Origin of the sequence: Pseudomonas sp. QLc11A (assembly GCF_052112305.1) — a bacterium.
GTDB classification, from domain to species: Bacteria; Pseudomonadota; Gammaproteobacteria; order Pseudomonadales; family Pseudomonadaceae; genus Aquipseudomonas; species Aquipseudomonas laurylsulfatiphila.
On sequence record NZ_JAVAJJ010000006.1, the window covers coordinates 38,073 to 61,680 of the forward strand.

At 60.0% G+C, this 23,608-nt stretch carries 24 protein-coding genes and 1 pseudogene; 16 read left to right on the top strand and 9 right to left on the bottom strand.

What is annotated here, in order from left to right:
• Nucleotides 1-106 precede the first annotated feature (106 nt).
• A complete protein-coding gene (locus Q8X48_RS10880) occupies nucleotides 107-1,600 on the bottom strand; it encodes an aldehyde dehydrogenase (protein WP_015097360.1) in 1,494 nt (497 codons plus the stop codon).
• A 235-nt stretch (nucleotides 1,601-1,835) separates the two neighbouring features.
• On the opposite strand from Q8X48_RS10880, the gene Q8X48_RS10885 reads away from it, so the two are divergent.
• A complete protein-coding gene (locus Q8X48_RS10885; protein WP_095964331.1) occupies nucleotides 1,836-2,198 on the top strand; it encodes a cupin domain-containing protein in 363 nt (120 codons plus the stop codon).
• Between the two features lie 187 nt (nucleotides 2,199-2,385).
• Here the strand turns inward: Q8X48_RS10885 and rpmG are convergent, their stop codons facing one another.
• Both rpmG and rpmB read right to left on the bottom strand, forming a co-directional pair.
• Complete coding sequence (gene rpmG / locus Q8X48_RS10890) at nucleotides 2,386-2,541, bottom strand: 50S ribosomal protein L33 (RefSeq protein ID WP_003177274.1); 156 nt, start codon at nucleotides 2,539-2,541, stop codon at nucleotides 2,386-2,388.
• An 11-nt stretch (nucleotides 2,542-2,552) separates the two neighbouring features.
• Entirely contained in the window at nucleotides 2,553-2,786 is a 234-nt protein-coding gene (gene rpmB / locus Q8X48_RS10895) for a 50S ribosomal protein L28 (protein WP_007975166.1), read from the bottom strand.
• A 446-nt stretch (nucleotides 2,787-3,232) separates the two neighbouring features.
• On the opposite strand from rpmB, the gene Q8X48_RS10900 reads away from it, so the two are divergent.
• Complete coding sequence (locus tag Q8X48_RS10900; RefSeq protein ID WP_217836710.1) at nucleotides 3,233-4,819, top strand: ABC transporter substrate-binding protein; 1,587 nt, start codon at nucleotides 3,233-3,235, stop codon at nucleotides 4,817-4,819.
• 126 nt (nucleotides 4,820-4,945) lie between these two features.
• Here the strand turns inward: Q8X48_RS10900 and radC are convergent, their stop codons facing one another.
• Nucleotides 4,946-5,620, bottom strand: coding sequence for a RadC family protein (radC, locus tag Q8X48_RS10905; protein WP_126048292.1), 675 nt, complete (start codon nucleotides 5,618-5,620; stop codon nucleotides 4,946-4,948).
• 135 nt (nucleotides 5,621-5,755) lie between these two features.
• On the opposite strand from radC, the gene coaBC reads away from it, so the two are divergent.
• The 4 genes and pseudogenes from coaBC to argB all read left to right on the top strand — a co-directional run bounded on the left by coaBC (nucleotide 5,756) and on the right by argB (nucleotide 9,985).
• Nucleotides 5,756-6,964, top strand: coding sequence for a bifunctional phosphopantothenoylcysteine decarboxylase/phosphopantothenate--cysteine ligase CoaBC (gene coaBC / locus Q8X48_RS10910; protein ID WP_126048294.1), 1,209 nt, complete (start codon nucleotides 5,756-5,758; stop codon nucleotides 6,962-6,964).
• Nucleotides 6,965-6,969: 5 nt separating this feature from the next.
• Nucleotides 6,970-7,425, top strand: coding sequence for a dUTP diphosphatase (gene dut, locus Q8X48_RS10915; RefSeq protein WP_126048296.1), 456 nt, complete (start codon nucleotides 6,970-6,972; stop codon nucleotides 7,423-7,425).
• Between the two features lie 260 nt (nucleotides 7,426-7,685).
• Nucleotides 7,686-9,062 (top strand): annotated as a pseudogene (locus Q8X48_RS10920) (phosphomannomutase/phosphoglucomutase); the annotation flags it as partial.
• Between the two features lie 17 nt (nucleotides 9,063-9,079).
• Nucleotides 9,080-9,985, top strand: coding sequence for an acetylglutamate kinase (argB, locus tag Q8X48_RS10925; RefSeq protein ID WP_007975174.1), 906 nt, complete (start codon nucleotides 9,080-9,082; stop codon nucleotides 9,983-9,985).
• A gap of 178 nt (nucleotides 9,986-10,163) precedes the next feature.
• Here argB and pyrE read toward each other — a convergent pair whose 3' ends face one another.
• A complete protein-coding gene (gene pyrE, locus Q8X48_RS10930; protein ID WP_007975175.1) occupies nucleotides 10,164-10,808 on the bottom strand; it encodes an orotate phosphoribosyltransferase in 645 nt (214 codons plus the stop codon).
• Between the two features lie 80 nt (nucleotides 10,809-10,888).
• Between pyrE and Q8X48_RS10935 the strand changes: the two genes are divergently transcribed.
• Entirely contained in the window at nucleotides 10,889-11,668 is a 780-nt protein-coding gene (locus Q8X48_RS10935) for an exodeoxyribonuclease III (RefSeq protein ID WP_003176915.1), read from the top strand.
• Between the two features lie 88 nt (nucleotides 11,669-11,756).
• Here the strand turns inward: Q8X48_RS10935 and gltS are convergent, their stop codons facing one another.
• The 3 genes from gltS to rph all read right to left on the bottom strand — a co-directional run bounded on the left by gltS (nucleotide 11,757) and on the right by rph (nucleotide 14,506).
• Entirely contained in the window at nucleotides 11,757-12,965 is a 1,209-nt protein-coding gene (gltS, locus tag Q8X48_RS10940) for a sodium/glutamate symporter (RefSeq protein ID WP_102700101.1), read from the bottom strand.
• Nucleotides 12,966-13,386: 421 nt separating this feature from the next.
• Nucleotides 13,387-13,755 (bottom strand): DUF4870 domain-containing protein, encoded by a 369-nt coding sequence (locus Q8X48_RS10945; RefSeq protein ID WP_007975177.1) that lies wholly within the window; start codon nucleotides 13,753-13,755, stop codon nucleotides 13,387-13,389.
• Between the two features lie 28 nt (nucleotides 13,756-13,783).
• On the bottom strand, nucleotides 13,784-14,506 hold the full coding sequence (gene rph / locus Q8X48_RS10950; protein WP_007975179.1) for a ribonuclease PH: 723 nt from the start codon (nucleotides 14,504-14,506) through the stop codon (nucleotides 13,784-13,786).
• A 268-nt stretch (nucleotides 14,507-14,774) separates the two neighbouring features.
• Between rph and Q8X48_RS10955 the strand changes: the two genes are divergently transcribed.
• The 6 genes from Q8X48_RS10955 (at nucleotide 14,775) to Q8X48_RS10980 (ending at nucleotide 20,077) form a co-directional block, all read left to right on the top strand.
• A complete protein-coding gene (locus Q8X48_RS10955) occupies nucleotides 14,775-15,638 on the top strand; it encodes a YicC/YloC family endoribonuclease (RefSeq protein WP_407800770.1) in 864 nt (287 codons plus the stop codon).
• A 13-nt stretch (nucleotides 15,639-15,651) separates the two neighbouring features.
• Nucleotides 15,652-16,272: a guanylate kinase gene (gene gmk, locus Q8X48_RS10960; protein WP_007975181.1), complete on the top strand. Its 621-nt coding sequence runs from the start codon at nucleotides 15,652-15,654 to the stop codon at nucleotides 16,270-16,272.
• Between the two features lie 167 nt (nucleotides 16,273-16,439).
• Nucleotides 16,440-16,703, top strand: a complete 264-nt coding sequence (gene rpoZ, locus Q8X48_RS10965) for a DNA-directed RNA polymerase subunit omega (protein ID WP_007921129.1) — start codon at nucleotides 16,440-16,442, stop codon at nucleotides 16,701-16,703.
• Nucleotides 16,704-16,760: 57 nt separating this feature from the next.
• Nucleotides 16,761-18,866 carry a bifunctional GTP diphosphokinase/guanosine-3',5'-bis pyrophosphate 3'-pyrophosphohydrolase gene (gene spoT / locus Q8X48_RS10970; RefSeq protein WP_095964338.1) on the top strand — a complete coding sequence of 702 codons (2,106 nt, stop codon included), beginning with the start codon at nucleotides 16,761-16,763 and terminating at the stop codon, nucleotides 18,864-18,866.
• Between the two features lie 22 nt (nucleotides 18,867-18,888).
• Nucleotides 18,889-19,269, top strand: a complete 381-nt coding sequence (locus tag Q8X48_RS10975) for a RidA family protein (RefSeq protein ID WP_003229509.1) — start codon at nucleotides 18,889-18,891, stop codon at nucleotides 19,267-19,269.
• 67 nt (nucleotides 19,270-19,336) lie between these two features.
• Nucleotides 19,337-20,077, top strand: a complete 741-nt coding sequence (locus Q8X48_RS10980) for a hypothetical protein (protein WP_407800769.1) — start codon at nucleotides 19,337-19,339, stop codon at nucleotides 20,075-20,077.
• 125 nt (nucleotides 20,078-20,202) lie between these two features.
• Here the strand turns inward: Q8X48_RS10980 and Q8X48_RS10985 are convergent, their stop codons facing one another.
• The gene (locus tag Q8X48_RS10985) at nucleotides 20,203-21,060 is read right to left on the bottom strand and encodes an SDR family oxidoreductase (protein WP_102673743.1); all 858 of its coding nucleotides are present in this window, start codon (nucleotides 21,058-21,060) and stop codon (nucleotides 20,203-20,205) included.
• Between the two features lie 188 nt (nucleotides 21,061-21,248).
• Between Q8X48_RS10985 and exbB the strand changes: the two genes are divergently transcribed.
• Genes exbB through Q8X48_RS11000 form a run of 3 tightly spaced genes read left to right on the top strand, consistent with a single transcriptional unit; the run spans nucleotide 21,249 to nucleotide 23,404 of the window.
• Complete coding sequence (gene exbB / locus Q8X48_RS10990; RefSeq protein WP_407800768.1) at nucleotides 21,249-22,223, top strand: tonB-system energizer ExbB; 975 nt, start codon at nucleotides 21,249-21,251, stop codon at nucleotides 22,221-22,223.
• A gap of 6 nt (nucleotides 22,224-22,229) precedes the next feature.
• Nucleotides 22,230-22,658 carry a TonB system transport protein ExbD gene (exbD, locus tag Q8X48_RS10995; RefSeq protein ID WP_407800767.1) on the top strand — a complete coding sequence of 143 codons (429 nt, stop codon included), beginning with the start codon at nucleotides 22,230-22,232 and terminating at the stop codon, nucleotides 22,656-22,658.
• A complete protein-coding gene (locus tag Q8X48_RS11000; RefSeq protein WP_008047091.1) occupies nucleotides 22,655-23,404 on the top strand; it encodes an energy transducer TonB family protein in 750 nt (249 codons plus the stop codon). The genes exbD and Q8X48_RS11000 overlap by 4 nt, the downstream gene beginning before the upstream one ends.
• Nucleotides 23,405-23,608: the final 204 nt, after the last annotated feature.

Here is a 23,608-nt window from a genome sequence, read left to right on the forward strand (position 1 = left end):
CAACATTTTCGTCGACTGTCACACCGCTATCGCGAGCAGGCTCGCTCCCACAAGGGATCTGCGTCGTTTCGGGAGGCCGGTTCTACAACAGGCCTCCCTTAAAGACTTACAGCTTGATCCAGGTCGCCTTCAGCTCGGTGTACTTGTCGAACGCGTGCAGGGACTTGTCACGACCGTTGCCGGACTGCTTGAAGCCACCGAACGGAGCGGTCATGTCGCCGCCATCGTACTGGTTGACCCACACGCTACCGGCACGCAGTGCGCGGGCAGTGAGGTGAGCCTTGGAAATGTCGGCTGTCCAGACCGCAGCGGCCAGACCGTACGGCGTGTCGTTGGCGATCGCGATGGCCTCTTCGGCGTTGTCGAATGCGATGACCGACAGTACCGGGCCGAAAATTTCTTCCTGAGCGATTTTCATCGCATTGCTCACGCCGTCGAAAATCGTCGGCTCAACGTAAGTGCCGCCAGTTTCCTGGAGGGTACGCTTGCCACCGGCCACCAGTTTGGCGCCGTCGGCATGGCCGGACTCGATGTAGGACAGCACGGTGTTCATCTGCTGGGTATCGACCAGCGCGCCAACATTGGTCGCCGGATCCAGCGGGTTGCCCGGCTTCCAGGTTTTCAGCGCCTCGATCACCAGCGGCAGGAATTTATCCTTGATCGAACGCTCGACCAGCAGACGCGAACCGGCAGTGCAGACTTCGCCCTGGTTGAAGGCGATGGCGCCAGCAGCGGCTTCGGCAGCTTCCTGCAGGTTCGGTGCATCGGCGAAGACGATGTTCGGGCTCTTGCCGCCGGCTTCGAGCCAGACGCGCTTCATGTTCGACTCGCCGGAGTAGATCAGCAGTTGCTTGGCGATTTTGGTAGAGCCGGTGAAGACCAGGGTGTCGACGTCGTTATGCAGGGCCAGAGCCTTGCCGACGGTGTGGCCGTAACCTGGCAGCACGTTCAGCACGCCTTTCGGAATGCCGGCTTCGACAGCCAGAGCTGCGATGCGGATGGCAGTCAGTGGCGATTTTTCCGACGGCTTGAGGATCACCGAGTTACCGGTGGACAGCGCCGGACCCAGTTTCCAGCACGCCATCATCAGCGGGAAGTTCCACGGCACAATGGCCCCGACCACGCCGACCGGCTCACGGGTCACCAGACCCAACTGATCATGCGGGGTGGCGGCTACTTCGTCGTAGATCTTGTCGATGGCTTCGCCGCTCCAGCTCAGGGCTTGCGCCGCGCCAGGGACGTCGATGTACAGGGAGTCGCTGATCGGCTTGCCCATGTCCAGGGTTTCAAGCAGCGCCAGCTCTTCGGCGTGCTGTTTGAGCAGGCCGGCGAAACGGATCATGGTGGCTTTGCGCTTGGTCGGCGCCAGGCGCGACCAAACACCGGAATTGAACGTGGCGCGGGCGTTTTCCACGGCGCGCTGGGCATCGGCGGCGTCACAGCTGGCAATCCTGCCCAGCAGACGGCCATCGACCGGGCTGATGCATTCGAAGGTCTCGGCGGAAACGGCGTCGGTGTATTCGCCATTGATATAGGCGCGGCCTTCGATTTTCAGATCGCGGGCACGTTGTTCCCAGTCGGCACGGGTCAGGGTGGTCATGCGAGTGTCCTCCTCTTATTGATACGACACCCGCGTTCTTCGCGGGCGCTGTCAGGAATTCTGCCCGGCCAGCCTGCTTTTCGGCCGAAGGCATCCACCACCCTAAACCAGCCGCACATGAAGTTTCAATATATTTGACATAAGGCCGGCAAACGGCCTTGCGATGTTCATTTTAATAAACATAGACTTTGGGCTCATCAACCAACCGCGCCGCAATCACGGGGAGATAACAACAATGAACATCCAGAACGTCGTCGACTTCAGCCAGGCCACCACCGCCGCCGAGCGTTACCGCCCGGATCCGGCCAAAGTGCTCAAGGGCGACCCGGAACAAGCGGTGTACAACCACTACAACAGTCCTTGTGGTCAGTTGAATGCTGGCGTGTGGGAAGGTGAAGTCGGACAGTGGACGGTGAATTTCACCGAGCACGAGTACTGCGAGATCCTGCAAGGGGTTTCGGTGCTGCGTGACAGCGACGGCAATGCCAAGACCCTGCGTGCAGGCGATCGCTTTGTGATCCCGGCGGGTTTTCGCGGTACCTGGGAGGTGCTGGAGCCGTGCCGCAAGATCTACGTGGCGTTTGAACAGAAGGCCTGAAGAATATCGCTGTCCGGGCCGACGCTATCGCGAGCAAACTCGCTCCCACAGGGATCTGTGGTGACCACAAACCTGTGGGAGCGAGCCTGCTCGCGATGAGGCCCTGACAGGCAACGCATAACCATCAGACAACAAAAAAGGCCCGTATCTCGCGATACGGGCCTTTTTCGTAAGAGAGAAAAATCAATTACTTGATTTTGCCTTCTTTGTAGATCACGTGCTTGCGAACAACCGGATCATATTTCTTGATCTCGATTTTGTCCGGGGTAGTACGCTTGTTCTTGTCGGTAGTGTAGAAGTGACCAGTACCGGCGCTCGAAATCAAACGAATCAATTCACGCATGATTAGCTCCCTTAAACCTTGCCATCGCGGCGAAGTTCGGCCAGCACGACAGTGATGCCACGCTTGTCGATGATACGCATGCCTTTGGCAGATACGCGCAGACGCACAAAACGTTTCTCTTCTTCAACCCAGAAGCGGTGATGCTGCAGGTTCGGCAGGAAACGACGACGGGTTTTGTTGTTTGCGTGGGAAATGTTATTCCCGGTTACCGGACCCTTACCGGTAACTTGACATACTCTAGACATGCCTCAGCCCTCTAAAACCACATGCCCAACCCGGCATGGGTTGGCCGCTTAATCTCTCAGTCATTTGGCGCCAGGCGCCGCGTTTCTTTAGAGGTCTTACCGGCTACACCTACAGTGAAGGAACCGGGCCCCTAGAAAAGAGCGCTGCTTTATACCAGAAAGACTGGAGAGCAACAACATTCAGTGTGCGTTGAATTCACAAAATCCCCGTTTTCCGGGCTCCGAGCGCTTTGGACAAAGGCTATCGCCGATGGCGACCGCTCGTCGCAGAGAATCGGGCATTGGGCCAACCAAGGGGGTTTCTCAACCGCCGCACAGCAAAATCAGTCGCCTATAGTCCTCTCAAAATGAAAAAGGGGATAGTCATTTGCAAAAGAGCCCACTAGGGTAAGTCTTTTCCAGACTGCACTTGCAGATGGGCCTTCGATCTGTAAAGGAAGCCGACCATGCGCCTCGCTGCCCTACCGCTGTTGCTCGCCCCGCTTCTGCTGAGCCCACAAGCCTTTGCCGCCGCCCTGAGCGTCTGCACCGAGGCCAGCCCTGAAGGGTTCGATGTGGTGCAGTACAACTCGTTGACCACCACCAACGCCTCGGCCGACGTGCTGATGAACCGCCTGGTGGATTTCGACACGGCCAGTGGCAAAGTGGTCGCCAGTCTCGCCGACAGCTGGGAAGTCAGCCCCGACGGCCTGATCTACGTCTTCAAGTTGCACCCGCAGGTAAAATTCCATCGCACCGAGTACTTCACCCCAACGCGCGACCTGAACGCCGAAGACGTGATTTTCAGCTTCGACCGCATGCTCGACCCGGCCAATGCGTGGCACAAAGTCGCCCAGAGCGGCTTCCCGCACGCGCAATCGATGCAGTTGCCGGCGCTGATAAAGAAAATCGACGCCCTCGACCCACAGACCGTGCGCTTCACCCTCGACCACGCGGATTCGACCTTCCTGGCGACCCTGAGCATGGGCTTCGCCTCGATCTATTCGGCCGAGTATGCGGACAAGCTGATGAAGGCCGGCACGCCTGAAAAACTCAACAGCCAGCCGATCGGCACGGGGCCGTTCGTATTCACGCGCTTCCAGAAGGATGCTTCGGTTCGCTATAAAGCCAATCCCGACTACTTCGCCGGCAAACCCTCTGTCGATCCGCTGATCTTTGCCATCACACCGGACGCCAATGTCCGCTTGCAGAAATTACGGCGCAATGAATGCCAGATCGCCCTGTCGCCCAAGCCTCTGGACGTACAGGAAGCGCTGAAAGAGCCGACCCTGAAAGTCGAAAAGACTGACGCATTCATGACCGCGTTCGTCGGCATCAACAGTCAGCACCCACCGCTGGACAGGCCAGAAGTGCGTCAAGCCATCAACCTTGCCTTCGACAAGGCCAATTACATCAAAGCCGTGTTCGAAGACACCGCCGAAGCGGCCAATGGTCCGTATCCGCCGAACACCTGGAGCTATGCGAAAAGCCTTCCGGGGTATCCGCATGACGTCGAGAAGGCCAAAGCGCTGATGGCCAAGGCCGGGCTCAAGGAAGGCTTCCAGACCACCATCTGGACCCGCCCTTCCGGCAGCCTCCTGAACCCCAACCCGAGCCTCGGCGCTCAACTGCTGCAATCCGACCTGGCGGAAATCGGCATTCAGGCCGAAATCCGGGTGATCGAATGGGGCGAGCTGATCCGCCGCGCCAAGGCCGGTGAACACGACTTGCTGTTCATGGGCTGGGCCGGTGACAACGGCGATCCGGACAACTTCCTCACGCCGCAGTTTTCCTGCGCCGCGGTCAAGTCCGGCACCAACTTCGCCCGCTACTGCAATGCGGACCTGGACAAGCTGATCAGCGCTGGCAAGACCACCGGCGAGCAAGGCGTGCGCACCAAGCTCTACGAACAGGCGCAGACGCAGATCCAGCAACAGGCGCTGTGGTTGCCCCTGGCCCACCCGACGGCCTTCGCGCTGACGCGCAAGGATGTCGAGGGGTATTCGGTCAGCCCGTTCGGGCGGCAGGATTACTCCAAGGTCAGCCTCAAATAATCGACATAGGAGCCTGTAGTAGCGAGCTTGCTCGCGATGGTCGTCAACGATAACGCGGGAAGCCAGACACCCCGCAGCGTTCTCGGGTTTATCGCGAGCAAGCTCGCTCCTACAGGAGGCCGCGCCCTACATCCACCCATACTCAGCCATCGACAGCGGATCGCCATCGCCAATGATGAAATGGTCGAGCACCCGCACATCAATCAACTCCAGCGCCTTTTGCAGACGCTTGGTCAGCACCCGGTCGGACTGACTGGGGTCACTGTTGCCCGAAGGATGGTTGTGGCAGAGGATCAATGCCGCTGCGTTGTTGGCCAAGGCGCGTTTGACCACCTCTCGCGGATGAACGCTGGTGTTGTCAATGGAACCGCGGAACAGCGTCTCAAACGCCAGTACCTGATGCCTGGAATCGAGAAACAGGCAACCAAACACCTCATGCGGCTCATGGCGCAGCATTGATTTCAGGTACTCGCGAACCGCCTGCGGATTCTCCAGTGCCGATTTTTGACGCGCACGCTCGGCCAGATGGCGCCTGCTCATTTCTTGCGCAGCCTGCAACTGTGCAAATTTCGCCGGCCCCAGCCCCAACTCCTTGCTGAACGTTTCCTGATCGGCCTCAAGCAGCAAACGCAGGCTGCCAAACTGATTCAACAGGTGTCGGGCCAAATCCACGGCGCTTTTACCGACCACGCCTGTCCGTAAAAATATCGCCAGCAATTCGGCGTCCGAAAGGCTTCCCGAGCCCTGTTCAAGCAGCCTCTCCCGCGGCCGCTCCGCCGCCGGCCAATCGCGAATACTCATAACACCTCCCTGTCTGTGGGCGCCGCTGTTCCGTAGCGGTCGCTGTGATATCGTAGCCCATCTTTTTTGCGGGCGAATTCACCCTGGGGAGGGGGTTTCGCCACGTATGTCACCAACGAATTGAAAGGCAGGCCTATGCAGCGGCTGTATCGGAAACGCATTGTTCTGGGCGTCGGCGGCGGTATCGCTGCCTACAAGAGCGCCGACCTGGTTCGCCGCCTGATCGACCAGGGCGCCGAAGTGCGCGTGGTCATGACCCGTGGCGGCGCAGAGTTCATCACCCCGCTGACCATGCAGGCCCTGTCCGGGCACCCGGTCCACCTGGACCTGCTGGACCCGGCGGCCGAAGCGGCCATGGGCCACATCGAACTGGCGAAATGGGCCGATCTGGTGCTGATCGCCCCCGCCACGGCGGATCTGATTGCCCGCCTGGCCCAGGGCATTGCCGATGACCTGCTGACCACGCTGGTGCTGGCCACCGACGCGGTGGTCGCCGTTGCCCCGGCCATGAACCAGGCCATGTGGCGCGATCCGGCGACCCAGGCCAACCTGCAAACCCTCGAAAGCCGCGACATCAAGGTCTTCGGCCCGGCCTCCGGCAGCCAGGCCTGCGGCGACGTCGGCCTGGGGCGCATGCTCGAAGCCCTTGAGCTGGCCCAGTGCGCGGCAGACTGCTTCCAGCGTCAGGCCCTGACCGGCAAACACGTGCTGATCACAGCCGGCCCGACTCAGGAAAACATCGACCCGGTGCGCTACATCACCAACCACAGCTCCGGGAAAATGGGCTTTGCCCTGGCCGAAGCCGCCGTGGAAGCCGGTGCCCGCGTGACCCTGATCACCGGCCCCGTGCATCTGCCGACCCCGGATCGAGTCACCCGCATCGACGTGGTCAGTGCCCGCGACATGCTCGCCGCCTGCGAAGCAGCCATCCCTTGCGACCTGTTCATCGCTTCGGCAGCCGTCGCGGACTACCGCCCGGAAGTCGTCGCCCCACAGAAACTCAAGAAAGATCCCACGAGCGGCGACGGCTTGTTGCTACAAATGGTGCGTAACCCGGACATCCTGGCCACCATCGCCACCCGCCCCGACCGCCCGTTCAGTGTCGGTTTCGCCGCCGAGACCGAACACCTGCTCGATTACGCTGCGCGCAAGTTGAAAGACAAGAACCTCGATTTGATCGTCGCCAACGACGTCGCCAACCCGAGCATTGGCTTCAACAGCGAAGAAAACGCCTGCAGCGTCATCGATCGCGAGCTTCACGCCACTCTTTTCGCCCAGACCAGCAAGAGCAAGATTGCTCGCCAGCTGATCACCTTTATCGCCGAACGTCTGAACCAGGTTTAATTTACATGCACGCTTTGCAAGCCAAGATCCTCGACCCCCGCATCGGTACCGAATTCCCGCTGCCGCAATACGCCACACCGGGCTCCGCCGGCCTCGACCTGCGCGCCATGCTGGAGCAGGACACCGTGATCAAGCCGGGTGAAACCGTGCTGATCCCTACCGGCCTGTCGGTCTATATCGGCGACCCGAACCTGGCGGCGCTGATTCTGCCGCGCTCGGGGATGGGCCATAAGCACGGCATCGTGCTGGGCAATCTGGTCGGCCTGATCGACTCCGATTACCAGGGCCCGCTGATGGTCTCCTGCTGGAACCGTGGCCAGACCGAATTCACCATGCCGGTCGGCGAGCGCCTGGCGCAACTGGTGCTGGTGCCGGTGGTACAGGCTCACTTCGAGATGGTTGACGAGTTTGTTGAGACCGAGCGCGGCACTGGCGGTTTCGGCCATACCGGTAGTCGTTGATAGAGATCCATCGTTGCGAGGGAGCAAGCTCTCTCGCCACAAAATTCAAATTGTCATCTGCAACGTTTAGCACCGAAAATCAAGGCATTGCCCGGCCAAACCCTTGCCGTCAGGGGCGTCATGGCCCTTTCACACCACGAACTCTCTGTGGAAAACGCCGTCATACCCTTCAGATTGAACCTGTCGCCGAATGACTCGGCGGCCTGTCCAGCCACTTTCGAGATGGAGCACTTCCACAGATGAACACCCCGGCCAAAATTGCACCCAAGTTCCCTGACAGCATCTTCCGCGCCTACGACATCCGCGGCACCGTCCCGGAATTCCTGAACGCCGAGACCGCTTACTGGATTGGCCGCGCCGTCGGCTCCCAAAGCCTGGCCCAGGGCGAGCCAAATGTGTCCGTCGGTCGCGACGGTCGCTTGTCCGGCCCGGAGCTGGTCGCGCAATTGATCAAAGGCATCGCCGACAGCGGCTGCCACGTCAGCGATGTCGGCCTGGTCCCGACGCCGGCGCTGTACTACGCCGCCAACGTGCTGGCCGGCAAATCCGGTGTGATGCTGACCGGCAGCCACAACCCGTCGAACTACAACGGCTTCAAGATCGTCATTGCCGGCGACACCCTGGCCAACGAACAGATCCAGGCCCTGCACGACCGCCTCAAGACCAACAACCTGAGCAGTGGCCAGGGCAGCATCACCCAAGTCGAAATCCTCGACCGCTACACCACCGAAATCGTCCAGGACATCAAGCTGGCCCGTCGCCTAAAAGTGGTCGTCGACTGCGGCAACGGCGCGGCCGGCGTGATTGCCCCGCAGTTGATCGAAGCGCTGAATTGCGAAGTCATCCCGCTGTTCTGCGAAGTCGACGGCAACTTCCCGAACCACCACCCGGACCCGGGCAAGCCTGAAAACCTCGTCGACCTGATCGCCAAGGTCAAGGAAACCAACGCTGACATCGGCCTGGCCTTCGACGGCGACGGCGACCGCGTCGGCGTGGTGACCAACACCGGCAGCATCGTCTATCCGGACCGCCTGCTGATGCTGTTCGCCCGCGACGTCGTAGCGCGCAATCCGGGCGCCGAGATCATCTTCGACGTCAAATGCACCCGTCGCCTGATTCCGCTGATCAAGGAATACGGCGGCCGGTCGTTAATGTGGAAAACCGGTCACTCGTTGATCAAAAAGAAAATGAAACAATCCGGCGCCTTGCTGGCCGGCGAAATGAGCGGGCACATCTTCTTCAAGGAGCGCTGGTTCGGTTTCGACGACGGCATCTACAGCGCCGCGCGGTTGCTGGAGATCCTCAGCAAGGAAAAATCCTCGGCCGAAGAGCTGTTCGCGACCTTCCCGAACGATATTTCTACGCCGGAAATCAATATCCATGTGACCGAAGAGAGCAAATTCAGCATCATTGATGCACTGCACGACGCACAGTGGGGCCCAGGCGCCGACCTGACCACCATTGACGGCGTGCGAGTCGACTACGCCAAAGGCTGGGGCCTGGTACGCGCATCCAACACCACACCGGTGCTGGTGCTGCGTTTCGAGGCCGATGACGAGGCTGAATTGCAGCGCATCAAGGACGTTTTCAAAGTCCAGTTGAAGCGCGTTGCACCTGATCTCCAACTACCGTTCTGATTCACCCGGAGCCCTGAATGACCCTCGAACGCGAAGCCGCCGCCAACACCGCCAAGGTCCTGTCCGAAGCGTTGCCTTATATCCGCCGATACGTCGGCAAGACACTGGTGATCAAATACGGCGGCAACGCGATGGAAAGCGAGGAGCTGAAAACCGGCTTCGCCCGCGACATCGTGCTGATGAAGGCCGTGGGCATCAACCCAGTGGTGGTTCACGGCGGCGGCCCGCAAATCGGTGACCTGCTCAAGCGCCTGTCGATCGAGAGTCATTTCGTCGACGGCATGCGCGTCACCGACGCCGCGACCATGGACGTGGTGGAAATGGTTCTCGGGGGCCAGGTCAACAAGGACATCGTCAACCTGATCAACCGCCACGGTGGCAGCGCCATCGGCCTGACCGGTAAAGACGCCGAGCTGATTCGTGCGAAGAAGCTCACCGTCACCCGTCAGACCCCGGAGATGACCACCCCGGAAATCATCGACATCGGCCATGTGGGCGAAGTGGTCGGGATCAATACCGATTTGCTGAACCTGCTGGTCAAAGGCGATTTCATCCCGGTTATCGCGCCAATCGGCGTCGGCGCCAACGGTGAGTCGTACAACATCAACGCCGACCTGGTGGCCGGTAAAGTCGCTGAAGCGTTGAAAGCAGAGAAGCTGATGCTGCTGACCAACATCGCCGGCCTGATGGACAAGTCGGGCAAGGTCCTGACCGGTCTGACGACTCAACAGGTCGACGAACTGATCGCCGACGGCACCATCTACGGCGGCATGCTGCCGAAGATCCGTTGCGCACTGGAAGCGGTCCAAGGCGGCGTGGGCAGCTCGCTGATCATCGACGGCCGCGTGCCGAACGCGATCCTGCTGGAAATCTTCACCGATACCGGCGTGGGCACCTTGATCAGCAATCGCAAGCGTCACTAAGCGATCGCGCAAACCAAAAGACCCCGCTCAGCCAGGCTGAGCGGGGTCTTTTTTTGCCGCACTCCCTGTAGGAGCGAGCTTGCTCGCGAAAAACGCCAACGATAACGCAGGGTGCCTGGCGAAAAGCGGCGCTCTGACGTGCATCGCGAGCAAGCTCGCTCCTACAAGGGAATTGCGGTTAAACGCCGAACTGGGCGCGGTAGGCTTCGACAGCAGGCAGGTGTTGCTTGAGTTGTGGATCGTCCGCCAGGAATTCCAGCACCTGATTCAGCGAAACAATGCTGATGACCGGGATGCCGAAGTCACGCTCGACTTCCTGGATCGCCGACAACTCGCCATTGCCGCGCTCCTGACGGTTCAGGGCGATCAGCACGCCAGCGGCCTTGGCGCCGTCCTGGGAGGCGATGATCTGCATCACTTCACGGATGGCTGTACCGGCGGTGATCACGTCGTCGATGATCAGCACTTCGCCGGTCAAAGGTGCGCCGACCAGGCTGCCGCCTTCGCCGTGGGCCTTGGCTTCCTTGCGGTTGAAGCACCATGGCAGGTCACGGTTGTGATGTTCGGCCAGGGCCACAGCGGTAGTCGCCGCCAACGGGATGCCTTTGTAGGCAGGGCCAAACAGTACATCGAACGCAATGCCGCTTTCGGCAATGGCAGCGGCGTAGAAACGACCCAGCTGCGCCAGGGCCGAACCCGAGTTGAACAGCCCCGCATTGAAGAAGTAAGGACTGGTGCGCCCGGACTTCAGGGTGAACTCACCGAAGCGCAAAACGCCGCGATCGATGGCAAAACGGATGAAATCGCGCTGATACGCTTGCATGAAAAACCCCAAATACCACGGATTTAGCTAATTAGCTTGACGCCGTGTATCATACACGCACGCGATTTTTGGGGCCATTTATGCGGATCATCAGTGTGAACGTCAATGGTATTCAGGCTGCAGTCGAGCGTGGTTTGCTCAGTTGGCTGCAGGCACAGAATGCCGACGTCATCTGCCTGCAGGACACCCGCGCCTCCGCCTTTGAACTGGACGATCCAGCCTTCCAACTGGATGGATACTTCCTTTATGCCTGCGATGCCGAAGTCCCCGCCCAAGGTGGCGTGGCTTTGTATTCGCGGCTGCAACCGAAGGCTGTCATCAGCGGTCTCGGTTTCGAGACGGCCGACCGCTACGGGCGCTACCTGCAAGCCGATTTCGACAAGGTCAGCATCGCGACCTTGCTGCTCCCTTCGGGGCAGAACGGCGATGAAGACTTGAACCAGAAGTTCAAGCTAATGGACGACTTCGCCCGTTATCTGGATAAACAGCGGCGTAAACGTCGCGAGTACATCTATTGTGGCTCGCTGTACGTGGCGCAACAGAAGCTGGATATCAAGAACTGGCGCGATAGCCAGCAATCTCCGGGTTTCCTGGCGCCTGAACGCGCCTGGATGGACGAGATTGTCGGCAACATGGGCTATGTTGACGCCCTGCGCGAAGTCAGCCGGGAAGGCGACCAGTACAGCTGGTGGCCGGATAACGAACAGGCGGAGATGCTCAACCTCGGTTGGCGCTTCGACTATCAACTGCTGACCCCGGGCCTGCGCCGCTTCGTACGCAGCGCACGCTTGCCACGCCAGCCGCGGTTCTCGCAACACGCGCCGCTGATCGTGGACTACGACTGGACGCTGACCATCTGAGGCGTCGTTTCGCAGACGCCAAGCCGGTCATAAAAAATGCCCGTATCGCAAGATACGGGCATTTTTTATGGGGCAAGCCGGCTTAACTTCAGACAGCGACGAAAAATGGCAGCGCCAGGAACAACTTGATCACGATGACGTTAATGATATCAATGAAGAATGCGCCCACCATTGGCACCACCAGAAACGCAATCTGCGAAGGCCCGTAGCGTTGTGTCACGGCCTGCATATTAGCGATGGCTGTTGGCGTGGCACCCAGCCCGAAACCGCAATGTCCTGCCGCCAGTACTGCCGCATCGTAGTTGCTCCCCATTATTCTGAACGTCACGAATATCGCAAACAGCGCCATGACGACTGTTTGCACAGCCAGAATGATAAAGATCGGCAAAGCCAGCGATGCCAGGTCCCATAGTTTGAGGGACATCAGGGCAATTGCCAGGAACAGCGACAAGCTTACATTCCCCAGTACCGAGACTTCGCGCTCAAACACCTGATACAAGCCAAGTGCCGAAAGCCCGTTGCGCAGAACAACACCAACAAACAACACACATACGAAAGTCGGCAACTCGAATGCACTGCCGAGCAACAGGCCATTGAGAAGATTACCTGCCAGCAAGCTGACGGCGATCAGCGCGAGTGTCTCGATAAACGAGAAGGGCGTGATCGAGCGCTCCTTGTTCGGTTGCTCAAAGCCCTTTGGCGCGCGCGGCTTCGCTTGCTCAACGCAACCGGGTACTTGTACTCGCTTGATCAGCAAGCGGGCGACTGGCCCACCAATCAGACCGCCCAGCACCAGGCCGAAGGTCGCAGAGGCCATCGCAAGCTCGGAAGCCGAAGCCAGGCCGTATTTCTCGCTGAATGTCGCGCTCCAGGCAGCGCCTGTGCCGTGACCGCCCGCCAGGGTCACCGAGCCTGTCAGCAGGCCCATCAGAGGATCAAGCCCCAGCAGGCTGGCAAGACCGATGCCCATGGCGTTCTGGACCAGCAGAAGGCCGCTGACAGCCAGAATGAAAATCCCCACGACGCGCCCGCCCTTCTTCAGGCTGGCGAAGTCGGCGCTCAAGCCAATGGTGGCGAAAAACGCCAGCATCAAGGGGGTCTGCAACGAAGTGTCGAACCGGACTTGAACATCGAAGCTGCGCAAGGCCAGGAGAACCAGGGCAACCACCAGGCCACCCGCTACAGGTTCGGGGATATTGTAGGCGCGTAAAAAACCGACACGTGTGACAAGCCCGCGACCCAATAACAGCACCAGGGAGGCGGCGACTAATGTTCCATAAAAATCAAGCTGAATCATTTTGCACTTATTCTTGGATATATATTCAGGGGCGAACTTTTTACCTGGACACGCCTCTTGAACAGGTTGAATCTCTCAACACTGATTGATGGTGAATTCAAGGACCTTCAATGGTCTGAATATATCAGAATATTTCTTGAAATATTTCGTGGTGGCAACTTTATCAATCACCCTGACTTATTGCCAAGCACAAGGGCCATATTGACACTGCACAGTTGTGACTAAAAATGTATTAACTCAGCAGTACTTGCCATAATAGTTGTCACAACTAGAAAACATTACAACTTGAAACATTTATTTGATGTGACAAACGAAAATGCCCCGAATTATCGGGGCATTTGCTTATTACCTTGGCTGACGCTGCTTCTGCTTTGCTTCTGTGGGTGCGAGCAAGCTCGCTCCTACAAGTGAAGATTGATCGTTATTTGATCAGTCGCCAGGTAAACGGGTACCGGTAAGGAAACCCTTCATTGGCTTTCACACCGGCAATAATCGTCAGCACCAGCGCACCTATCGCCACCAGTCCGAACAGGAAGAACCCGATGATCACCACCATCAGCAGGAAGCAGATGGCCGAGGCAATGGCGACGGTGATCTGGAAGTTCAAAGCCTCCTTGCCCTGGGCGTCGATGAACGGGTCCATCTCGCGCTTCATTTGCCAGAGAATCAGCGGACCGATCAGCGTGCCGAACGGAATCCAGATCCCCAGCAAGGCGGACAGGTGACAGAACATCGCCCACTGACGCACCTCCTGGCTCGGCGTGGGCAGCGGCAGTTGTTCGTCACTCATGGTGTCCTCCTTGCCTGGAGCGGTGCGGTCAGTCGGCCAATGCGGCCTTTTGCAGTTCGAAGATCTCGTTCATGCCTTTCTTCGCCAGTTCCAGCATGGCGTTCAGCTCTTCAGGCTGGAACGGCGCGCCTTCGGCAGTACCCTGGACTTCGATGAAACCGCCAGCACTGGTCATCACCACGTTCAGGTCGGTTTCGGCCGCCGAGTCTTCCAGGTAGTCGAGGTCGAGCACAGGCTCGCCCTTGTACATGCCCACGGAAACAGCAGCGATCATCTGCTTGACCGGGTCGCCGCCTTTCAGGCCGCCACGCTTCTTGATCACTTTCAAGGCATCGATCAGCGCGACCATGGAACCGGTGATCGACGCCGTACGGGTGCCACCGTCTGCCTGGATCACGTCGCAGTCGACGTACAGGGTGACGTCGCCCAGCTTGGTCATGTCCAGCGCAGCGCGCAGGGAACGGCCGATCAGACGCTGGATTTCCAGCGTACGGCCGCCTTGCTTGCCACGGCTGGCTTCACGCTGGTTACGCTCGCCGGTGGCACGTGGCAGCATGCCGTACTCGGCGGTCAGCCAGCCCTGGCCCTGACCTTTGAGGAAACGCGGTACGCCCGGTTCAACGCTGACGGTGCAGATGACCTTGGTATCACCGAACTCGACCAGCACAGAACCCTCGGCGTGTTTGGTGTAGTTGCGGGTGATGCGGATCGAGCGGAGCTGATCGGCAGCGCGACCACTTGGACGTATCATAGGGAATACCTGTACTGGGGACGGAAAACTGCGGAGCATTATAGAGCCGACGACCGCTACTGGGCACTTCTAAAAAAATCCGCCGACGACCGAAGGCTCTGCACTGCACGCCGGCGCAGGCCTGCCGCTCTTTGTCACACCCTGTGTTTGGGCGCATCCGCGTCACTGCGCTACAATCCTGCGCCTTTGCTGCCAGTCGGCTTTAATTCATTGATATCGGATGCCCGGAACCACGGTTCTGCGCCGATCTGCCTTGCGAGGTACCGCCATGGTGCACAGCATGACCGCCTTCGCCCGCGTCGAAAAAGCCGGCGTCCAGGGCACCCTGAGCTGGGAACTGCGGTCGGTCAACAGCCGCTACCTGGAACCCCACCTGCGCCTGCCGGAGTCCTTTCGCGACCTCGAAGGCGCGGTACGTGAAGCCCTGCGCCAAGGCGTATCGCGGGGCAAGCTCGAATGCACCCTGCGCTTCACCGAAGAAAACACCGGCAAAGCGCTGCAGATCGATCAGGAACGCGCCGCGCAACTGGTCGCCGCCGCCGAGACCATCGCCGGCCTGATCAAGAACCCGGCCGCGCTGAATCCACTGGAAGTCCTGGCCTGGCCCGGCGTACTGGTTGGCGACGCCACCGACCCGCAAGCCTTGAACACCGAAGCGCTGGCACTGTTCAACCAGGGCCTCAAGGAACTCAAGGCCGGTCGCGAGCGCGAAGGTGCTGAGCTGGCACGGTTGATCAACGAGCGCCTGACCTCCATCGAAGAAGACGTGGTGACCTTGCGCGAACTGGTCCCGCAGATGCTCGCCACCCAGCGCCAGAAAGTCCTCGACCGTTTCGCCGACATGAAGGCCGAGATGGACCCGCAGCGCCTGGAACAGGAAATGGTCATGCTCGCGCAGAAAAGCGACGTCGCCGAAGAACTGGATCGCCTGAGCACTCACATCATCGAAGTTCGCCGGGTACTCAAGTCCGGCGGCGCTGCCGGTCGGCGCCTGGACTTCCTGATGCAGGAACTCAACCGCGAAGCCAACACACTGGGCTCCAAAGCCTTCGACCCGCGCAGCACCCAGGCTGCGGTCAACCTCAAGGTGTTGATCGAGCAGATGCGCGAACAAGTGCAGAATATTGAGTAAGGCTACCCCCGACATGACCCACAGCACTGGCACCCTTTACATCATTTCCGCCCCTTCGGGCGCGGGCAAGAGCAGCCTGGTCAAGGCCCTGACCGATGCCGATCCGGAGATCCGCGTCTCGGTCTCCCACACCACCCGCGCCATGCGCCCGGGCGAAGTGAATGGCGTGAACTATCACTTCGTCGATCGCAGCGAGTTCGTGAAGATGATCGAGCACGGCGATTTCCTCGAGCGCGCCGAAGTGTTCGGCAATCTCTATGGCACCTCGCAAAGCCACCTGCAGCAGACCCTGGACGAAGGCCACGACCTGATCCTGGAAATCGACTGGCAAGGTGCCGAGCAAGTACGCAAGCTGATGCCGCAGGCCCGCTCGATCTTCATCCTGCCGCCGTCGTTGCAAGCCCTGCACCAGCGCCTGACCAACCGTGGCCAGGACAGCGACGAGATCATTGACGGCCGGATGCGCGAAGCCGTCAGCGAAATGAGCCATTACGTCGACTACGATTACCTGATCATCAACGACGATTTCGCCCACGCACTGCACGACCTGAAGGCGATTTTCCGCGCCAATCAGCTGATTCAGAAGCGTCAGCAGCAGCGTCACGGCAAATTGCTGGCTGAATTGCTCGGTTAATCAGCTCTTCCCAAAACCGCTGCAAGGGCTTTACATTGGCACTTGCAGCGCCTTGAAGGGCTTGGTCAAAAAATCAGCGCTTCCCTAATCGCTGGTGATTTTTTAAACTGTTGAGTCCGCTCGCCCATCCGGGCAGCGCGCATATTGCATTTGCTACGAGGAAGACCATGGCCCGCGTAACCGTTGAAGACTGCCTAGAACACGTGGATAACCGCTTTGAGCTGGTCATGCTCTCTACCAAGCGTGCCCGTCAACTGGCCACCGGCGGCAAAGAGCCGAAAGTAGCATGGGAAAACGACAAGCCTACCGTCGTCGCCCTGCGCGAAATCGCTGAAGGCCTGATCGACTACGCAGCTATCGCCGAAGCCGAAATCGTTGAAGATGAACCGCTTTTTGCTGCATTCGAGGACGAGTCCAACGAGGCCGTCTAAGCCTATGCCTGGTCGACGTAGCACGGCGCGGGATCACAGCCTACGGCAGGAGACATCATGCCGAGCATAGACGCCCTCGCCGATCGCTTATCGACCTACCTCGGCAATGACCAGGTCAACCTGGTCCGCCGAGCGTATTTCTACGCCGAACAAGCCCACGACGGCCAACGCCGCCGTAGCGGCGAGGCGTACGTCACGCACCCACTCGCGGTGGCGAATATTCTTGCCGACATGCACATGGACCATCAGAGCCTGATGGCCGCAATGCTGCATGACGTGATCGAAGACACCGGTATTGCCAAGGAAGCGCTGCAAGCGCAGTTCGGCGAAACCGTGGCCGAACTGGTCGACGGGGTAAGTAAACTGACCCAGATGAACTTCGAGACCAAGGCCGAGGCACAAGCCGAAAACTTCCAGAAAATGGCCATGGCCATGGCCCGCGACATTCGCGTGATCCTGGTCAAGCTGGCCGACCGCCTGCACAACATGCGCACCCTGGAAGTGCTGTCCGGTGAAAAACGCCGACGCATCGCCAAGGAAACCCTGGAAATCTATGCGCCCATCGCCAACCGGCTGGGCATGCACGCCATCCGCGTAGAATTCGAAGACCTCGGCTTCAAGGCCATGCACCCGATGCGTTCCGCGCGGATCTACCAGGCCGTCAAGCGCGCCCGGGGCAACCGCAAGGAAATCGTCAACAAGATCGAAGAATCCTTAAGCCACTGCCTGGCCATCGACGGCATCCAGGGCGAGGTCAGCGGTCGCCAGAAACACCTCTACGGCATCTACACGAAAATGCGCGGCAAGCGTCGGGCCTTCAACGAGATCATGGACGTCTACGCGTTCCGGATCATCGTCGACAAGGTCGATACCTGCTACCGCGTGCTGGGCGCTGTACATAACTTATACAAACCACTGCCGGGGCGCTTCAAGGATTACATCGCGATCCCCAAGGCCAACGGCTACCAGTCGCTGCACACCACGCTGTTCGGCATGCACGGTGTTCCGATCGAGATCCAGATCCGCACCCGTGAAATGGAAGAGATGGCCAACAACGGCATCGCCGCCCATTGGCTGTACAAGTCCAGCGGCGACGAACAGCCGAAAGGCACTCACGCCCGCGCCCGCCAGTGGGTCAAGGGCGTGCTGGAAATGCAGCAACGCGCCGGCAACTCGCTGGAATTCATCGAGAGCGTGAAGATCGACCTGTTCCCGGACGAGGTCTACGTGTTCACGCCCAAGGGCCGGATCATGGAGCTGCCCAAGGGCTCCACGGCGGTCGACTTCGCTTACGCAGTGCATACCGACGTGGGCAACAGCTGCATTGCCTGCCGGATCAACCGTCGTCTCGCACCGCTGTCCGAACCGCTGCAAAGCGGCTCCACGGTCGAGATCGTCAGCGCACCCGGCGCACGGCCGAACCCGGCATGGCTCAACTTCGTGGTCACCGGCAAGGCGCGCACGCACATCCGCCATGCACTGAAACTGCAACGCCGCTCCGAATCCATCAGTCTGGGCGAACGCCTGCTGAACAAGGTCCTCAACGGATTCGACAGCGCGCTGGAGAAAATCCCGGCTGAACGCGTCAAGGCGATGCTCGCCGAGTACCGCCTCGAACTGATCGAGGATTTGCTCGAAGACATCGGCCTGGGCAATCGCATGGCCTATGTGGTGGCTCGCCGACTGCTCGGCGAAGGCGAACAGCTGCCAAGCCCGGAAGGTCCGCTGGCGATTCGCGGTACCGAAGGCCTGGTACTCAGTTACGCCAAGTGCTGCACGCCGATCCCGGGCGACCCGATTGTCGGCCACCTGTCCGCGGGCAAAGGCATGGTCGTGCACCTGGACAACTGCCGCAACATCAGCGAAATCCGCCACAACCCGGAAAAGTGCATCCAGCTCTCGTGGGCCAAGGATGTCACCGGCGAATTCAACGTCGAACTGCGCGTCGAACTGGAACACCAGCGCGGCCTGATTGCCCTATTGGCCAGCAGCGTCAACGCCGCCGACGGCAACATCGAGAAAATCAGCATGGACGAACGCGATGGTCGCATCAGCGTGGTCCAGTTGGTAGTCAGCGTGCACGATCGCGTGCACCTGGCCCGCGTGATCAAGAAACTGCGCGCCCTGACCGGGGTGATTCGCATCACCCGCATGCGCGCATAAGCCCACTTACAAGGAGTCATTCATGACCAAGACTGTTATCACCAGCGACAAGGCCCCGGCCGCCATCGGTACTTACTCCCAGGCGATCAAGGCTGGCAACACCGTTTACATGTCGGGTCAGATTCCTCTGGACCCAAAAACCATGGAACTGGTTGAAGGCTTCGAAGCCCAGACCGTCCAGGTGTTCGAGAACCTCAAGGCCGTAGCCGAAGCAGCCGGTGGTTCGTTCAAGGACATCGTCAAGCTGAACATCTTCCTCACCGACCTGAGCCACTTCGCCAAGGTCAACGAGATCATGGGCAAGTACTTCGACCAGCCTTACCCAGCCCGCGCCGCCATCGGCGTTGCAGCCCTGCCAAAGGGTTCGCAGGTTGAAATGGATGCCATCCTGGTCATCGAGTAATGTGCACGGCGCAGCCTGGGGCTGCGCCGACTGCCCTGCTGTAAAGAAAGTTTGAAAGGATTCCACCATGCGCAATGCGCTTGCTCTCTCGCTGCTCGCCCTGCTTCTGGGCGGATGTGCCAGCAACCCTGCCGATCGTGATATCAGCGGCACCTGGATCAATCAGGTGGCGATCGATGCTGCCGCCAAAGGCGTCCCCCTGCGTGAAGCGCTCCAGGCCTATGGCCCGAACCTGGAATGGGACATCAACACCAAGGCCGGCCAGGCCCGCTACACCAATGGCTTTGAAAACGTCGACGGCAAGCTGCTGGGTGAAGAATCCGGCGCCTGGAAAATCGACTTTTACGGCAGCTCGGCCAGCGAGCTGAAGCGTGATGGCAAGCAACTCAGCCAGTCCGCCAGCGAAAACGAACCCGAGCAGGTTTTCGACCGCGCCCCGATTCCGGTGCCGGACGGCGCTCCGATCGGCGCCAGTTTCGAGCGTGCACTGTACTCAGCCTACATGGGCGGCAGCTGGACAATCGTCAGCGGTACCGGCGAAGGCAACACGGTTCAATTCCAGGCCGACGGCCAGGTGACCGGTCTGCCCGGCAGCGACCGCTATGCGTTGTGCCTGGCTGGCGATTGCGCCTCCATGAGCGGCGGCAATGACAACATGTGGCTGCAACTCAATGGCCAGGGCAACGCCTGGATCTTTGCGCGCAAGGGCAAGGAGCTGGAGATTTTCCAGACCGTGAACACGGCGCAGGCGGACGAAATGCCTTCGTTCACTCCGGGTGAGCGCAAGTGGTTGCTCGAGAAGCAGTAATCTGCGCATAACCCATGTGGGAGCGGGCTTGCGAAAGCGGTGTAACAGCCAACAGAGATGTTGAATGTCATGCCCCATTCGTGAGCAAGCCCGCTCCCACATTTGGTTTGTGGCAAGCGGTAACGTCAGCAGCGCCCTTCAATGATCGCCGCATACCCCTCGCGAAAACTCGGGTACTTCGGCGTCCAGCCCAAGGCCTTCGCCCGCGCATTACTGCAACGCTTGCTGCCGGTGCGCCGCACGCTTGAATCGTCGTCCCACTCAGTCACGCCCAGATACCCGCGCAACCAGCCCACCACATCGGCCAGCGCTGCCGGCTCGTCATCGACGCCGATGTAGACATCCTCCAACGCCACACCACGCCGGTCCGCCTCAAGCAGGCACGCCATCAACCCTGCGGCATCGTCCGCATGTATCCGGTTGGCATACAACGGTGGTTCGACCGCCACGCGATAACCCCGGCGGACCTGAGTCAGCAACCACTCACGCCCCGGGCCGTAGATGCCGGTCAGTCGCACGACACTGGCCGGGATACCGCTCTTGAGCGCGATCTGCTCGGCCTCCAGCATCACACGCCCAGAATAACCGGACGCCACCGTAGACGAACTCTCATCGACCCACTCGCCATCCTGCTGCCCGTAAACACTGCTGCTGGACACAAACAACAGGCGATTGGGCACCTGACCGTAGTCGTTCAGCCACTCCAGCACATGCTCCAGCCCCTGGACATAGGCAGCACGGTAGCCGGCTTCGTCGTGATCGGTGGCTGCCGCGCAATACACCAGGTAATCCACGGCACCGATCGGCCAAGTGGCCGGGCAGTCCTTGTTGAACAAATCACCGGCAACGCCGATGACGCCCGCGGGCAGGCGTGAAACATCCCGCCGCAGGCCATGAACCTCCCATCCCGCCGCCAGCAACTGTGTGGCCAGGCGGCTGCCAACATCACCGCAACCGGCGATCAAAACAGTAGGCGCAGACATCAGAAAACTCCTATCGCAAAGCCACAGACTAGCGCCGGCAACAGACAGGCGGCTAGCAATGCAGGAAAAAAAGAGACGCTATTACTTCTGTTAACAAGAATTACTTGCAATAATACGCCCCACTTTTGTTCTCGGCCCTTCGAGGCCTGGAAGAACTTCACCCGTTTTTTCTCTCAGGTCCGGCCAGCATGACACGTAATCAACTCTCCGCTTCGCCAACCAAACGACCTCGCGCCTGGAGCGCGGTGGCCGCCCTGCTCCTCAGCCTGATGCTCGCGCCAGTCGCGGCTTTCGCCGATGCCCAGGCGCCAGCTACTCCGGCCGCCGCCGCAGCCCCTGCACCGGCCGATCACGCCTCCCCGGCCGTTGCGCCCGCCGCGACCGATCCTGCTCAGGCTGCACCGGCAGAGAACCTGGGTGAAGACGTTCCTGAAGTCCTCGAAGCCGACAACACTCTGGGCATGGCCCATGACCTGTCGCCGTGGGGCATGTACAAGAATGCCGACATCATCGTGAAAATCGTGATGATCGGCCTGGCCATCGCCTCGATCATCACCTGGACCATCTGGATCGCCAAGGGTCTTGAGCTGATGGGCGCCAAGCGTCGCCTGCGCGGTGAAATCGCCCAACTGAAAAAATCCACCTCCCTTAAGGAAGCCAGCGCCACGGCGGCGAAGGAAGGCACCCTCGCCAACCTGCTGGTGCACGATGCTCTCGAAGAGATGCGCCTGTCGGTCAACAGCCGTGAGAAAGAAGGCATCAAGGAACGCGTCAGTTTCCGCCTTGAGCGCCTGGTCGCGGCCTGCGGTCGCAACATGAGCAGCGGCACCGGCGTGCTGGCGACCATCGGTTCCACCGCGCCCTTTGTCGGCCTGTTCGGTACCGTGTGGGGCATCATGAACAGCTTCATCGGCATCGCCAAGACCCAGACCACCAACCTCGCCGTCGTCGCTCCCGGTATCGCCGAAGCCCTGCTGGCCACCGCACTGGGCCTGGTTGCAGCGATCCCTGCGGTCGTGATCTACAACGTCTTCGCCCGCTCCATCGCCGGCTACAAGGCTCAGGTGTCCGATGCGTCGGCACAGGTCCTGCTGCTGGTCAGCCGCGACCTCGACCACCAGCCTGAGCGCAGCTCGCAACCGCACATGGTGAAAGTGGGGTAATCGGCCATGGGCCTGCATTTGAAAGAAGGGGCAGACGACGATCTGTCCGAAAACCACGAAATCAACGTCACGCCGTTCATCGACGTGATGCTGGTGCTGTTGATCATCTTCATGGTGGCGGCCCCGCTGGCCACCGTGGACATCAAGGTCGACCTGCCCGCTTCCACCGCCAAACCGGCGCCGCGGCCAGAGAAACCGGTGTTCCTCAGCGTCAAGGCTGACCAGCGCCTGTTCCTCGGTGAAGACGAAGTGAAAGCCGAAGTACTCGGCGCCACGCTCGACGCCAGGACCCAGGGCAAGAAGGACACGACGATCTTCTTCCAGGCCGACAAAGGCGTGGATTACGGCGACCTGATGAGCGTGATGGACAACCTGCGATCGGCCGGTTACCTGAAGGTAGGTCTGGTCGGACTCGAGACGGCAGCCAAAAAATGATCACGACGCGCCATAAGCTGACGCGTTACAGCGGTAGCCTGGCCGTGGTGCTGGGTGTTCACGCGCTGGCCATCGCGCTGGCGCTGAACTGGTCCACCCGCCCGCCCATCGAATTGCCTCCTCAGGCAATGATGGTCGAACTGGCACCGGTCCCTGCCCCGCCACCGCCTGCTCCGCCGAAGGTCGTCACCCCACCGCAGCCACCGGCTCCGGTTGAAGAACTGCCGATCCCCAAGCTCGCCGAAGCGCCGAAAGCTGAAATTGCCGTGCCCAAGCCCGTCAAGCCAAAGCCCAAGCCACAGCCGCCCAAGCCGGTAGAGAAGAAACCCGAACCGCCGAAGGAAAAACCGGCCGAAGAAAAGCCTGCCGAAACGCAACAGACTCAGGCGCCAACGGAGAAATCCGCTCAGCCTGCACCGGGTCCTTCGCCGGCTCAACTGGCGGCCAAGGCCAGTTGGCAAGGCACGCTGCTGGCGCACCTGCAGAAGTACAAAAAGTACCCTGCCAGTGCACAGGCACGGGGCAAGGAAGGCATGAACCGCCTGCGTTTCGTCGTGGATGCCGAAGGCAATGTGTTGTCGTTTGAGCTGGTAGGCGCCTCGGGCACTGCCGATCTGGACCGGGCCACCCTGGAAATGATCCGTCGCGCTCAACCGCTGCCCAAGCCGCCGGCCGACATGCTGACCAATGGCTCCATCGAAATCGTTGCACCCTTTGTGTATTCGCTGGAAAAACGCCGTCGCTAAACGCACCACCGCCCCATGTGGGAGCGAGCTTGCTCGCGATAGCGGTCTAACATTCAACGTAGATGTCGAATGTTGGGCCCTCATCGCGAGCAAGCTCGCTCCCACAGAGATTTCTGCCAACAGGAAGGTCGCGTTCCAAGCCAAAAAGGCACCGAAAGGTGCCTTTCTCTTATCTGCCAGCGGCAAACCGGCGTTGCCCGGTGT

Coding starts and splice junctions, on each gene's coding strand:
- coaBC (WP_126048294.1), top strand. CDS start 5,756: ATGCAGCGGCTGTATCGGAAACGCATTGTTCTGGGCGTCGGCGGCGGT.
- spoT (WP_095964338.1), top strand. CDS start 16,761: ATGCCGAGCATAGACGCCCTCGCCGATCGCTTATCGACCTACCTCGGC.
- dut (WP_126048296.1), top strand. CDS start 6,970: ATGCACGCTTTGCAAGCCAAGATCCTCGACCCCCGCATCGGTACCGAA.
- Q8X48_RS10980 (WP_407800769.1), top strand. CDS start 19,337: ATGCGCAATGCGCTTGCTCTCTCGCTGCTCGCCCTGCTTCTGGGCGGA.
- rpmG (WP_003177274.1), bottom strand. CDS start 2,541: ATGCGTGAATTGATTCGTTTGATTTCGAGCGCCGGTACTGGTCACTTC.
- Q8X48_RS10935 (WP_003176915.1), top strand. CDS start 10,889: ATGCGGATCATCAGTGTGAACGTCAATGGTATTCAGGCTGCAGTCGAG.
- Q8X48_RS10885 (WP_095964331.1), top strand. CDS start 1,836: ATGAACATCCAGAACGTCGTCGACTTCAGCCAGGCCACCACCGCCGCC.
- gmk (WP_007975181.1), top strand. CDS start 15,652: ATGACCCACAGCACTGGCACCCTTTACATCATTTCCGCCCCTTCGGGC.
- argB (WP_007975174.1), top strand. CDS start 9,080: ATGACCCTCGAACGCGAAGCCGCCGCCAACACCGCCAAGGTCCTGTCC.
- exbB (WP_407800768.1), top strand. CDS start 21,249: ATGACACGTAATCAACTCTCCGCTTCGCCAACCAAACGACCTCGCGCC.
- Q8X48_RS10945 (WP_007975177.1), bottom strand. CDS start 13,755: ATGAGTGACGAACAACTGCCGCTGCCCACGCCGAGCCAGGAGGTGCGT.
- Q8X48_RS10975 (WP_003229509.1), top strand. CDS start 18,889: ATGACCAAGACTGTTATCACCAGCGACAAGGCCCCGGCCGCCATCGGT.
- Q8X48_RS10985 (WP_102673743.1), bottom strand. CDS start 21,060: ATGTCTGCGCCTACTGTTTTGATCGCCGGTTGCGGTGATGTTGGCAGC.
- Q8X48_RS10900 (WP_217836710.1), top strand. CDS start 3,233: ATGCGCCTCGCTGCCCTACCGCTGTTGCTCGCCCCGCTTCTGCTGAGC.
- rph (WP_007975179.1), bottom strand. CDS start 14,506: ATGATACGTCCAAGTGGTCGCGCTGCCGATCAGCTCCGCTCGATCCGC.
- gltS (WP_102700101.1), bottom strand. CDS start 12,965: ATGATTCAGCTTGATTTTTATGGAACATTAGTCGCCGCCTCCCTGGTG.
- radC (WP_126048292.1), bottom strand. CDS start 5,620: ATGAGTATTCGCGATTGGCCGGCGGCGGAGCGGCCGCGGGAGAGGCTG.
- rpoZ (WP_007921129.1), top strand. CDS start 16,440: ATGGCCCGCGTAACCGTTGAAGACTGCCTAGAACACGTGGATAACCGC.
- Q8X48_RS10955 (WP_407800770.1), top strand. CDS start 14,775: ATGGTGCACAGCATGACCGCCTTCGCCCGCGTCGAAAAAGCCGGCGTC.
- exbD (WP_407800767.1), top strand. CDS start 22,230: ATGGGCCTGCATTTGAAAGAAGGGGCAGACGACGATCTGTCCGAAAAC.
- Q8X48_RS11000 (WP_008047091.1), top strand. CDS start 22,655: ATGATCACGACGCGCCATAAGCTGACGCGTTACAGCGGTAGCCTGGCC.
- Q8X48_RS10880 (WP_015097360.1), bottom strand. CDS start 1,600: ATGACCACCCTGACCCGTGCCGACTGGGAACAACGTGCCCGCGATCTG.
- pyrE (WP_007975175.1), bottom strand. CDS start 10,808: ATGCAAGCGTATCAGCGCGATTTCATCCGTTTTGCCATCGATCGCGGC.
- rpmB (WP_007975166.1), bottom strand. CDS start 2,786: ATGTCTAGAGTATGTCAAGTTACCGGTAAGGGTCCGGTAACCGGGAAT.